Here is a 12,235-nt window from a genome sequence, read left to right on the forward strand (position 1 = left end):
GCTCTTAGACTCCCGGCGTCGGTGGTTTCGCCTTCGTGTGACCGGAGGCTGGGTTCACCATGTGGCACGCCGTAAAGTGCATCTCGTTGCCGGTCTCGGCAAGCGGGGGTTTGGTCGATGAGCAGACGGCTTCCGCGAACGGGCAGCGCGTATGGAAGCGGCATCCCGAAGGCGGATCGATCGGGTTCGGCGGATCGCCGGTGATCGGCGCTTCTTTCGTCCGATTGGCCGGATCGAGCGACGGCATCGCGGCGAGCAGCGCGCGCGTATAGGGGTGCCGCGCATCTTTGAACAGCGTCTCGGCTGGGCCGGATTCGACCACCTCGCCGAGATACATCACCATGATGCGGTCGGAGATGAAACGCACGACGTTGAGATCGTGCGAAATGAAGATGTAGGTGAGTCCCAGCGCTTCCTTGAGCTCGATCAGCAGATTGAGCACCTGCGCTTCGACCGATTTGTCGAGCGCCGATACGGCTTCGTCGAGCAGGACGAGACGCGGCTGCAGCGCGAGCGCGCGCGCGATGTTGATGCGCTGACGCTGACCACCCGAGAGTTCGTGCGGATAACGCCCGGCGAAATATTTCGGCTCGAGGCCGACACGGCGCAGAAGATCGTGCGCGCGTGCACGCGCTTGTTCGGCCGGCAATCCGTGGATGCGGGGCGCGAACGAAATCGAATCTTCGATGGTGAGGCGCGGGTTCAGCGACGCATAGCTGTCCTGAAACACCATCTGCACCTGGCGCCGCAATTCGCGCAGCGTCAGCTTGCCGCCGACCGCTTCGCCGTCGAGCAGGATTTCGCCTTTGTCCGGCGTGATCAGATCGATCATCAGCCGCGCGGTCGTCGACTTGCCGCAGCCGGATTCGCCGACGATGCCGAGCACTTCGCCTTTCGCGACGTTGAAGCTAACGTCGTCGACGGCGCGGACGACGCCAGCTTTATTGCGGAATGTGCCGCCGACTTTGAAGTGCTTGGTCAGGCTGCGGACTTCCAGCATCGGCTGTGCCGGGCCGCCGCGGTCCGTCATTTCGGCGTTATAGGCGTCAGCCACGGACATCCATTGCACTCCTTATGCCGTCGCTGAGCAGATTGAAGCAGATCGAGACCATGAAGATCATCACGCCCGGCAGAGCAGCGACCCACGGATTCGTGTAGATCGCGGTGCGCAACGTGTTGAGCATCAGGCCCCATTCCGGCTCCGGCGGCTTGGTGCCGAGACCAAGGAACGAGAGCCCGGCCGCAAGGATCATGCAGACGCTGATGAGACCGGTCGCATAGACGAAGATCGGGCCGAGCACGTTGCCGAACACATGCACGCGCATGATTGTCATCGGCCCCGCACCGGATGCGCGCGCCGCATCGACGAAGTCGAGATTGCGCACGCTCGTCGTCACGCTCTCGGCGACACGCACGATGGGCGGAATGAAAACGATCGTCAGCGATACGATACTGTTGAGGATGCCAGCGCCGAGCGCGCCCGAAATCGCGATGGCGAGCAGCACGGACGGGAACGCGTAGAAGACGTCCACGGTGCGCATGATGATCTGGTTGACGAAGCCGCCAGCGTAACCCGCGAGGACGCCGAGTGTCGCGCCGATGCTGAACGCGATGACCACCGGCAGCAGACCAATGACCAGCGACAGCCGTCCCCCGTAGATCAAGCGCGCGAACATGTCGCGGCCTTGCTCGTCGGTGCCGAGAGGATAACCCGCCGTTCCGATCCAGCGCAGGCGGCGGACCATGCTGCCCTGATACGGGCTCGACAACCCGAGATACGGCGCGAAGATCGCGGCGAGCGCGATGCAGATGATGACGAAGGCGCAGAACATCGCGACCTTGTCGCGGATCAGGCGCCGTCCGACGTTGCCCCAATAGCCCCGCGTCTTCTCGATCTTGGCGATTTCGACGATGTGTTCCGCAATTGCGCTCATGTGTTCCTCGCGAGTGCAATGCAAACGGTGGAGCTTGCTCGGACACCCTCCCCTGGAGGGGGAGGGTCGCTCGCACCGCGAGCGGGGTGGGGTGATTTTTCAAGGCGCGCTTCGCGCGTCACCCCCACCCGGATTGCGGCTCGCTGCGCGAGCAGCCGCAATCCGACCTCCCCCCTCCAGGGGGAGGTGTGGAATGCGTGGCGTCTTTTCGTTTTCATCGCGTTACGCCCGCTTGATGCGCGGGTCGATCGCGGCTTGGATCACATCGACCACCAGGTTGAGGCAAACGAAGAACAGCGCGAGCACGAGGATCGTGCCTTGCAGCAGCGGAAGATCGCGCTGGAAAATTGCGTTGTTGAGGAGAAGGCCCGTACCGGGCCACGAAAATACGGTCTCGATCAGGATCGAACCGCCGAGCAGATAGCCGAGCTGCAGGCCCATCACGGCGATCGCGGTCGGCGCGGCATTTTTCACGATGTGAACGAACACGCGCTTCTTGGTGAGGCCCTTAGCGCGCAGCGCCGTAACGAATTCGTTCGACAGGAGGTCGCTCACCAGCGCGCGGATCGTGCGCGTCACGATGCCCATCGGGATCACCGACATGGTGACGGCGGGCAGAATAAGATTGCGGATATACTCCCAGTTCCAACCGGCGCCCGATGGCGCGGAGTAAACCGCCGGCAGCCAGTTGAGCTGTACCGAGAAGATGATGACGAGCACCATGCCGAGCCAGTAGTGCGGCATCGACACGCCCGTGATCGAGATGATCGTGACGAGCCGGTCGATCCAGGTGTCGCGGAAATAGCCTGCAAGACACCCGAACAGGCAGCCGAAAAAGAAGCCGATGAACGATGCGAACAGCGCCAGCGTCACCGTGTTGCCGACGGCTCGGCTGACTTCTTCGATGACGGAACGGCCCGTCGCGATCGAGGTGCCGAGATTGCCGTGCACGGCGTTCCAGACCCAGATGCCGAATTGCACCGGCAACGGACGATCGAAGCCGTAGGCCTTCTTCAGCTGTTCGGCGAGCGCAGCCGATGCATCCGGCGGAAGCACGGCGGTCAACGGATCGCCGGAGAGATGCACGAGCAGGAAGCACACCAGCGCGACCGCGAAGATCACCGGTATGACGAGAACGATCCGCTTGGCGACATATAAGAGCATGCGTCCTGCGTGCGGCGAGAATGAAAGCGGAGGGGAGCGAAACGAGCGCCCTGCGGTGAATTCGAGTTAGACGATTTCGAAATTATCTCTAGCAACAGTTGTGCCGCGCACACCGAAGGCATGCGCGGCACGGTGTCGTTAGTTGATGGTCATCGACGAGAAGTCGACGAACCAGCTCTTCGGCTGCACGAAGCCCTTGATCTTCGGGCTGAGCGCGCGCGGACCGACGTCATGCGCGACCCACAGGAACGCGGCCTGATCGACCGAACGTTCGTGCAGAGCAGCAAGCGCCTTGTCGCGCGCTGCCGGCTCGAACGCGACGCGCACGTCGGCGACGAGCTTGTCGTATTCGGGTTCGTTGTTGAAACCCCAGTTGTTCGACGTCGGCGGAGCCATCTTCGAATCGAGGAAGCGGATCATCGCGAAGAACGGGTCCATCGCGGCGTAAGTCACGTTGGTCGCGTGGGCACCGCGTGCCGACTCGTCCTTCGCGCCCTTGCGCCAGTTGGTGAACAGCGTGTTCCACTCGATGACGTCGAGTTCGACATCGAAGAAGCATTCGGCGAGCGATTGCTGGATGAACTCGTTCATCGGCAGCGGCAGCATCTGGCCGGAGCCCGAAGCCGACGTCTGTGTTTTCACCTTCAGCTTCTTGGAGGCGGAGAAACCGGCTTCCGTCATCAGCTTCTTGGCTTCCGCTAGGTCATACTTGATCGCGAATTTCGGGCTGCCGCGCCACGGATGGCCGGGCTCGAACGTGCCGGTCGCTGCGACCATCAGACCGCCAAGCAGGCCGTCCTTCATCGCGTTGCGATCGATGCAGAGATTCGCGGCCTTGCGGACGCGAATGTCGTTCCAGGGCGAACCCTCGATGCGCGAGAACTGCCACGGCCAGACGTGCGGCTGCTCGTTCTGATAGATGACGAAACCGCGCTGTTTCACCTGCGGCAGAGCGTCCGGCGCCGGGTTCTCGATCCAGTCGACCTGGTTGGCGAGAAGGGCGGCCGTGCGCGCATTCGGCTCGGGCATCGGCAGAAGGATCAAGCGATCGACCTTCGGCACGCGATCCTTGTTCCAATAGTCCGCGTTCTTCACGACTTCGAGCCGCTCGCGCGGAACGAACTTGTCCATCTTCCACGGACCGGTGCCGGAGGCAGCGCGCGCAAAGCCGTCCCATGCCTGCTTCGCCTTCTCCTTAGGATCGCTCGCGCTCGAAGCGTCGAAAAGCTTCTTCCACGCGGCCGGCGAGGCCATGTAGAGGTTGGTGAGGTTGATCGGCAGCAGCGCATCCGGCGAAGCCGTGGTGAGTTCGACCGTCATCTTATCGATGACTTTCGCGCTGCGCAGGTTCGGCATGCGCGACGCCGTCACGCCAACCTGGCTGGCGTCGAAATGCGGTGCGTCCTGCTTGAGCACCTTCTCGACGTTCCAGACGACGGCTTCCGCATCGAACTCGGAGCCGTCATGGAATTTGACGCCCGGTCGCAGCTTGAAGACCCACTTGGTCTGATCGCTCGGCGAGACAGCCCATTCGGTCGCTAGGCCGGGGATCACCGTGCTGGCTTTGTCGGCCGACGAGAGATCCCATGCCGTGAGGCCGTCATACATCGTGTTGCCGGTGAAGCGATTGCCTTCAAAGCCCTGGTCGGGCTGGCCGACCGTCTTCGGAATATCTCCGGCCGTCATGCCGATGCGAACGACCGATTGCGCTGAGGCCGGTATGGCGGCACTCGCGTAAAGCGCGGCAGCCGCACCCAGAACACTCAACATAAAACCCGACTTCATTGTTTTCCCTCCGGAATGGACGACCTTTGGAATCAAAGTCTGTGCCAGCCGTCCGAATTGTTGTTTTTGGTCGCTTCTTGGTCGCCTGAGCCGATTCCCCTGCGTAGGGGCCCGCCACAATCCGTGGTTGCTCCTCCCACTCGCATAGGATGCTTAGAAACTAGGCAAGATCAATCGGAAGCGTGCTGCATCACGCGATTTTATCCGCCGAGCGGTATGGCGCGCGCGGTGAAAACCCTGCGCGGCCCGTCAGGTGCGACAATCGGCAGCACGCCGCGCAGGGTGCGGCCGCAAACTCGGAGTAAGGCCAAGACATCGCCATATCAGTCGTCATGGCCCGGCTTGTCCGGGCCATCCACGACTTTCTTTCTTGATCGCAGGAAGCAAGACGTGGATGGCCCGCATGAAGCGGGCCATGACGGAGTTTGAGTGGTGGCGAGCGGACTCGCGGCAAACGTCAGCGCGGCGAGAAGTCCGCCAGCGGCCCGGAAAAGCGTTTTGCGCCCGGCGAGGCATAGCCGCCGCGCTTTGACGTCGTGATGCCGAGCTGGGCCATTGCCTCGGCCTGTGTGATGGCTGCCGCAACACCGTCGATCACCGGCACTTGGTACTCTTCGCTCAGCGACGCCGCGAGATCCGCCATGCCGGCGCAGCCGAGCACGATGGCTTCCGCATGATCGTCGCTGAGCGCGCGTTCGATCTCGTTACCGATCTTCTGCCGCGCGCCGGATTTCGGATCTTCGAGCGCAAGCACCGGAATGTCGGTCGCCCGTACGCGCGCGCAGCGGCGATCGAACCCGTAGCGCAACAGATTGTTCTCGATCACCGGCACCGAGCGCGACAGCGTCGTGATCACCGAGAAGCGATGCGCGATATACATCGCGGCGTGATAGGCCGCTTCGCCGATACCGATCACCGGCCGCATCGCGAGCGCGCGCGCCGCATCGAGCCCTGTATCGTCGAAGCACGCGATCACATGCGCGGCCGCGCCTTCTGCTTCGCCTTCGCTGATGCGCACGAGAAGCCCGGGCACAGCGAACGCATCGTCATACGCGCCTTCGATCGACGGCGGCCCGAATGCGGAGGAGACCGCGCGGATACGCGTTCCGGCGCGCGCGACCTTCTCGGCGGCAGCGCCGATCGTGCGCGTCATTGAGTCCGTGGTGTTTCCGTTGACGACGTTGATGAGCATTAGCCACCCCAAACTCCGCTCACCCCCGCGAAAGCGGGGGTCCAGCAAGCGTGCGGACGCACGCTCGAAGACGATTCTTAAAATCCAGATTGCTTGAAGTTTTATGCCTGCGCTACCGCGCCGGCTGGATTCCCGCTTTCGCGGGAATGAGCGGAGTTATTTCGCGGGCTCCATCGGCGGACAAAACGCCTTATGCAGCGCGCCGATGATCTCGATCACCTCCGGCCGCGTGAGCGAGTAATAGATGTTCTTCCCGTCTCTGCGCGTCTCGACGAGGTTGTCGGCGCGCAGACGCGCAAGCTGTTGCGAGACCGCAGGCTGCCGTAGCTCCAGCATGCCCTCGAGTTCCGACACCGATTTCTCGCCGTCGACCAGAAGGCACAGGATCAACAGGCGCGTCTCATGCGACAGCGCCTTGAGAAACTCCGACGCATCACGCGCGCTCGCGAGCAGGATATCGCGATCCATCGGCAGCTGCGCGGCCGGCCGTTCGAGGGTTTTTGTCGCGTCCTTCACGCCCGAAACCTAGCACTTGCGGCGAAAACCGCCTAGATTACATTTGCAGCATCTTGAATGTTTGGCCCATGCCGACACGCCGTTTGATCCTCGCCGCCGCAGCGTCCGCCGTGCTCGTGCGCCCCGCACGGGCTGAACTCGTGCGGCTCGATGGCGGCAATTTCACGCAATCCTGGTTCGTGGACACTTTCCTCGAACTCGGCAGCGATGTCGCGGAGGCGACGCAGAAGGGCAAGCGCCTCGCCATCATGTGGGACCTCAACGGCTGCCCGTATTGCCGACGCACCCACACCGAGGGCTTCGCCGACGACTCCGTTGCGTCCTTCGTGCGCGAGCGCTTCGATGTGATGCAGCTCAACCTGCAAGGCTCCCGCGAGGTGACCGACTTGGACGGCGAGAAGCTCACCGAAAAGCGCTTCGCCGCAAAATACGGCGTGCGCTTCGCGCCGACATTCCAGTTCTTTCCGGAGACGACCGAGGGCCTCGCGGCAAAGAAGCCGGCGGCACGCGAAGCCGCGCGTGCCGAAGGCTATTTCGAGCCGCTGCGCTTGAAGCGTGTCTTCGCCTTCGTCGCCGAGAAAGCTTATGCGAAGCAGAGCCTCAACGACTATCTCGGCACGCCGAACGCGGCTCCGACTGGTTCGCAAACTCAGTGAGCCTAGCCTCGCTGGCCATTGACAAAATCGGCCGCTCCGCTTTACTTGCAGAAACTTGAATACGTTCACCCGCCCGCGAGGCGGGAGGGGAGCCTAGGGATGACGATTCCGATCAGCCGGCGAAGTGCGCTGGTTTTGGCAGCCGGCGCGGGCGTCGCCGCGGTGCTGCCGGCACAGAGCTTCGCTCAGGCTGCCAAGAATAATTCGGCCGATCTGATCAAGGCCTTCACGGGCGGCAAGACCGCCGCCGCCGCCAAGATCAAGATGGACCTTCCCGAGATCGCCGAGAACGGCAACACGGTTCCGATGACGGTGTCGGTCGAAGGCACAAAGGACCTTTACGCCACGGACCTGCTCATCGTCGCCGACGCCAACCCGCAAGGCGGCGTCATGACGGTTCACTTCTCACCGGAATCGGTCGCCGAAGTGAACACGCGCATCCGCTGCGCCGAAACGCAGAACATCATCGCGGTCGCCAAGATGTCCGATGGATCCTTCGTCACGGCGCAACGCGAGGTGAAGGTGACCATCGGCGGCTGCGGCGGCTAAGGGGGAAAAAGATATGTCCGATGCAAAACCCCGTCCGCGCGTCCGTCTCGACAAAAAGGAAGTCAAGAAGGGCGAGACGATCGAGCTCAAGACGCTGATCCAGCACACGATGGAATCCGGCCAGCGCAAGGATGCGTCCGGCAACACCATTCCGCGCAAGATCATCAAGCAGTTCACGGCCGAGCTGAACGGCAAGACCGTGTTCTCCTGCGATCTCGAGCCCGCAATTTCGGCGAACCCCTACATGCAGTTCCGCATTCGCCCCGATGCTTCGGGCACGCTGAAGCTGACGTGGCTCGACGACGACGGCTCTAAGATCGAGCACTCGGAAGAGATCAAGGTCGTGTAACGGCGCGGCGCGCTTCGTTCGCGGCGCGCAAAGCGCGCTGCGCGAACCGCGCTGCTTCGGTTTCATTTTAGTCACGCGCCGCAAGGTGCGAGCGATCCTGTGCGCAGCGATGCGCGCAACCGGTAGAACTTTGTCCGAGGAAAGTGCCGCATGACAACCCGCCGCGAATTTCTCGCCGCAGCCGCAGCATTGGCGGCAGCCGTTCCGGGCGGAAGCTTCTCGCGTGCGCTGGCGCAGCAGCGCTTCACGCAGGACGACATCACGCGCTTCGAGCCGCTCGGCAACGTGACGCTCGTGCACCTCGCCGACCTCCACGCGCAACTCAATCCGCTCTACTTCCGCGAAGCCGCCGTCAATCTCGGCGTCGGCGATGCGAAGGGGAAAATCCCTCACATCACCGGCGAAGCGTATCGGCAGCGCTACGGCGTGCCGCCGAACTCGGCCGGCGCTTACGCGCTGACGGCAGATAATTTCGCAGCGCTCGCGAAAGACTTCGGCCGCATGGGCGGCCTCGATCGCATCGCGACGGTGGTGAAACAAATCCGCGGCGAGCGCGCCGACCGCATGCTGTTTCTCGACGGCGGCGACACGTGGCAAGGCAGCTACACAGCACTGAAAACAAAAGCCGCCGACATCGTCGACTGCATGAAGCTGATCAAGCCCGACGCGATGGTCGGCCATTGGGAATTCACTTACGGCGCCGACCGCGTGAAGGAGATCGTCGACGATCTCGGCTTCCCGTTCCTCGGCCAAAATATCCGCGACACCGAATGGAACGAACAAGCATTTGAGCCGACCGCGATGTTCGAACGCGGTGGCGTGAAGATCGCCGTGATCGGGCAAGCGTTTCCATACACACCGATTTCGAATCCGCGTTGGATGTTTCCGAATTGGACCTTCGGCATCCGCGAGGAGGATCTGCAGAAGAATATCGACAAGGCACGCCGCGACGGCGCTGGCCTCGTCGTTCTCCTGTCGCACAACGGCTTCGACGTCGATCGCAAACTCGCGACGCGCGTGAAAGGCATCGACGTGATCCTCACGGCGCACACGCACGATGCGTTGCCGGAAGCCGAACATGTCGGCAAAACGCTGCTCATCGCGGGCGGCAGCCATGGCAAATTCATCACGCGCCTCGATCTCGATGTGCAGGGCGGCGAGATCAAGAACTACCGCTTCAAGCTGATGCCGATCTTCTCCGACATCATCGCGCCGGACGCCGAGATGGCAGCGAAGATTAAGGAAGTCCGCGCACCGCACGAAGCGCATTTGCGCCAAGTCGTCGGCCGCAGCGAAACGCTGCTCTACCGGCGCGGCAACTTCAACGGCACTTTCGATGACGTCATCTGCGATGCGCTGCTCTCCGAACGCGACGCCGAGATTGCGCTGTCGCCCGGCGTTCGCTGGGGCACATCGGTGCTGCCGGGACAGGACATCACGCGCGAGGATATCTACAACGCGACCGCGATCACGTATCCGAACGCTTACCGCATCAAGATGGCCGGCGAGCGCATCAAGCTCGCGCTCGAGGACGTTGCCGATAACATCTTCAACGCCGATCCCTACTACCAAGGCGGCGGCGACATGGTGCGCGTCGGCGGCCTCTCGTTCTCGATCGCGCCGGCCGGCACGATCGGCAACCGCATCTCCGACCTTACGGTGACGAAGACCGGCAAGCCGCTCGAAGCCGCAAAAGAATACACGGTCGCGGGTTGGGCCAGCGTCAACGAGGGCACCGAAGGCCCGCCGATCTGGGATGTGGTCGCGAGCCACATCGCGAAGGTGAAAATCGTCGCGCCGAAAGAAGACTCGCGCGTCAAAGTCGTCGGCATGTGATGCGTCAAACTCCGCTCATTCCCGCGAAAACGGGAATCCAGTCTTTTGGATGGTTGGACGAACGAAGTGTTTTTGCGTGCTGACGCACGCTGACTGGACTCCCGCTTTCGCGGGAGTGAGCGGAATTCTGGGCGAGGAAGAAAATGAAACGAGAAAACGAAAGCTCAGCTTCGCGCCGCTTCTTTCTCAAAGGCGGCGCGCTCATCGCAGCAGCGGCCGCGAGCGGATCGAGCGCGATCGCCGCCAAGCCCGAAAATCAAGCGCCGAATGTGCCCGATTGGTCGAAAACCCTCGGCGATGGCGTCGCGGTGCGCGCTTACGGCAAGCCGTCGAAATACGAAGCGCATGTCGTGCGCCGCGATGTCGAATGGCTCACCGCATCGCGCGAAAGCTCGGTGAGCTTCACGCCTTTGCACGAGATCGAAGGCCCGATCACGCCGAACTCGCTCTGCTTCGAGCGTCACCACGGCGGCATTGCCGAGATCGATCCGGCGGACCATCAGCTGATGATCCACGGCCTCGTCGACAAGCCGCTGATCTACACGCTCGCGGATTTAAAGCGCATGCCGCGCGTCAACCGTGTCTACTTCGCCGAATGCGCGGCGAATTCCGGCATGGAATGGCGCGGCGCGCAGCTCAATGGCTGCCAGTACACGCACGGCATGATTCACAGCCTGATGTATACGGGCGTGCCGCTGAAAGTTTTGCTCGAGCAAGCAGGCCTGAAGAACAACGCGAAGTGGCTGCTGCTCGAAGGGGCGGATGCGTCCGGCATGACGCGATCGCTGCCGCTCGCCAAAGCGCTCGACGACGTTCTCATCGCCTATAAGATGAATGGCGAAGCGCTGCGCCCCGAGAATGGCTATCCGATGCGCGCCGTGATCCCGGGCTGGGAAGCCAACATGTGGGTGAAATGGATTCGCCGCATCAAGGTCGGCGACGAGCCGTGGCATCACCGCGAGGAAACGTCGAAATACACGGACCTGTTGGAGAACGGCACGGCGCGCCGCTTCACCTACATCATGGATGCAAAGTCCGTGATCACGAATCCATCGCCGCAGGCGCCGCTGACGCATCGAAAGGGTTTCACGGTGTTGTCCGGCATCGCGTGGTCCGGGCGAGGCAAGGTCGCGCGCGTCGACATCTCGCTCGACGGCGGGCGCAACTGGCGCGCCGCGCGGCTCGACGGTCCCGTGTGGAATAAAGCGGTGACGCGCTTCTACTACGAGTTCGATTGGGACGGCAGCGAGCTGCTGCTGCAGTCGCGCGCGCAGGACGACACCGGCTACGTGCAGCCGACGAAAGTCGCGCTGCGTAAGGTGCGCGGCGTCAACTCGATCTACCACAACAACGGCATCCAGACCTGGCAGGTCCGCCCAAACGGGGAGGTCGAGAATGTCGAAGTGGGTTGATGCGAATGGGCCTGCATCCTTCGAGACGCGCGGTTTCACCGCGCTCCTCAGGATGAGGGGAGAGTTTGGTTTTCCGGCGTTTTTCCGCCCTCATCCAGAGGAGCGGCAGGTTGGCGGAGCCAACCCGGCCGCGTCTCGAAGGACGAGGGCGGCCCTCGCTATCATCGCCTTTTCCATCGGCTTCGCGACTCTCGCCAACGCGCAGCAGAAACCGCCGCCGCTCGGAATCGGCCGCGAAGCGACGCAGCATGAAATTGCCGGTTGGGACATCGATGTCCGGCCGGACGGGCAGGGGCTTCCGCACGGCAAGGGGACCGTGAAGCAAGGCGAAGAGATTTACGTCAATCAATGCTCGGCGTGTCACGGCGAATTCGGCGAGAGCGCAGGGCGGTGGCCAATCCTTTCCGGCGGCGCCGGCACGCTGAAAAGCCATGACCCGGTGAAGTCGGTCGGCTCTTATTGGCCTTACGCGTCGACGCTGTTCGATTACATCCGCCGCGCCATGCCCTACGGCAATGCACAGTCGTTATCGAACGACGAACTCTACGCCGTCACGGCGTATGTGCTCTATCTCAACGACATCATTCGCGATGAGGATTTCGAACTCAGCGAGAAGACTTTCAAAACCATCAAACTGCCGAACCAAGCTTTCCACGACGACGATCGCGAAACGACCGAAAAGCATTTTTGGCAGAAGACGCCGTGCATGAAAGATTGCACGCCGGGCGCGGTGAAAGTCACCGGCCGCGCGCGTGTGCTCGATGTGACGCCGGAAGCCGGTAAGGGACCGAAGGTGGACTAACGTGCCGCGTTTCGCTCTACTCTTGTGAAAACAAGGGCGA

12 protein-coding genes are annotated in these 12,235 nt (G+C 62.4%); 6 read left to right on the forward strand and 6 right to left on the reverse strand.

The window, feature by feature from the left end; genetic code table 11:
• Nucleotides 1–4: 4 nt before the first annotated feature.
• The 6 genes from GJW30_RS08430 to GJW30_RS08455 form a co-directional block, all read right to left on the reverse strand.
• Nucleotides 5–1,060, reverse strand: a complete 1,056-nt coding sequence (locus GJW30_RS08430) for an ABC transporter ATP-binding protein (protein ID WP_096354156.1) — start codon at nt 1,058–1,060, stop codon at nt 5–7.
• On the reverse strand, nt 1,047–1,934 hold the full coding sequence (locus tag GJW30_RS08435; RefSeq protein WP_096354159.1) for an ABC transporter permease: 888 nt from the start codon (nt 1,932–1,934) through the stop codon (nt 1,047–1,049). The genes GJW30_RS08430 and GJW30_RS08435 overlap by 14 nt, the downstream gene beginning before the upstream one ends.
• 222 nt (nt 1,935–2,156) lie before the next feature.
• Nucleotides 2,157–3,098 carry an ABC transporter permease gene (locus tag GJW30_RS08440; RefSeq protein WP_096354162.1) on the reverse strand — a complete coding sequence of 314 codons (942 nt, stop codon included), beginning with the start codon at nt 3,096–3,098 and terminating at the stop codon, nt 2,157–2,159.
• A 138-nt stretch (nt 3,099–3,236) separates the two neighbouring features.
• On the reverse strand, nt 3,237–4,883 hold the full coding sequence (locus GJW30_RS08445) for an ABC transporter substrate-binding protein (RefSeq protein WP_096354165.1): 1,647 nt from the start codon (nt 4,881–4,883) through the stop codon (nt 3,237–3,239).
• A gap of 457 nt (nt 4,884–5,340) precedes the next feature.
• On the reverse strand, nt 5,341–6,075 hold the full coding sequence (locus GJW30_RS08450) for an aspartate/glutamate racemase family protein (protein ID WP_096354168.1): 735 nt from the start codon (nt 6,073–6,075) through the stop codon (nt 5,341–5,343).
• A 156-nt stretch (nt 6,076–6,231) separates the two neighbouring features.
• Nucleotides 6,232–6,543, reverse strand: a complete 312-nt coding sequence (locus GJW30_RS08455) for an ArsR/SmtB family transcription factor (RefSeq protein ID WP_096358735.1) — start codon at nt 6,541–6,543, stop codon at nt 6,232–6,234.
• Nucleotides 6,544–6,659: 116 nt separating this feature from the next.
• On the opposite strand from GJW30_RS08455, the gene GJW30_RS08460 reads away from it, so the two are divergent.
• The 6 genes from GJW30_RS08460 to GJW30_RS08485 all read left to right on the forward strand — a co-directional run bounded on the left by GJW30_RS08460 (nt 6,660) and on the right by GJW30_RS08485 (nt 12,195).
• Nucleotides 6,660–7,247, forward strand: coding sequence for a thioredoxin family protein (locus GJW30_RS08460; RefSeq protein WP_096354170.1), 588 nt, complete (start codon nt 6,660–6,662; stop codon nt 7,245–7,247).
• A 99-nt stretch (nt 7,248–7,346) separates the two neighbouring features.
• Nucleotides 7,347–7,796, forward strand: coding sequence for a thiosulfate oxidation carrier protein SoxY (gene soxY / locus GJW30_RS08465; RefSeq protein ID WP_096354174.1), 450 nt, complete (start codon nt 7,347–7,349; stop codon nt 7,794–7,796).
• Nucleotides 7,797–7,809: 13 nt separating this feature from the next.
• Complete coding sequence (gene soxZ, locus GJW30_RS08470) at nt 7,810–8,145, forward strand: thiosulfate oxidation carrier complex protein SoxZ (protein ID WP_096354177.1); 336 nt, start codon at nt 7,810–7,812, stop codon at nt 8,143–8,145.
• Between the two features lie 150 nt (nt 8,146–8,295).
• Nucleotides 8,296–9,981, forward strand: a complete 1,686-nt coding sequence (gene soxB / locus GJW30_RS08475) for a thiosulfohydrolase SoxB (protein WP_096354179.1) — start codon at nt 8,296–8,298, stop codon at nt 9,979–9,981.
• Nucleotides 9,982–10,124: 143 nt separating this feature from the next.
• Complete coding sequence (gene soxC, locus GJW30_RS08480) at nt 10,125–11,393, forward strand: sulfite dehydrogenase (protein WP_096354182.1); 1,269 nt, start codon at nt 10,125–10,127, stop codon at nt 11,391–11,393.
• Nucleotides 11,377–12,195: a c-type cytochrome gene (locus tag GJW30_RS08485; RefSeq protein WP_245408693.1), complete on the forward strand. Its 819-nt coding sequence runs from the start codon at nt 11,377–11,379 to the stop codon at nt 12,193–12,195. The genes soxC and GJW30_RS08485 overlap by 17 nt, the downstream gene beginning before the upstream one ends.
• The last annotated feature ends 40 nt before the right edge of the window (nt 12,196–12,235 follow it).

The sequence above is a fragment of the Variibacter gotjawalensis genome (assembly GCF_002355335.1).
In the GTDB taxonomy this organism is placed as follows: Bacteria; Pseudomonadota; Alphaproteobacteria; order Rhizobiales; family Xanthobacteraceae; genus Variibacter; species Variibacter gotjawalensis.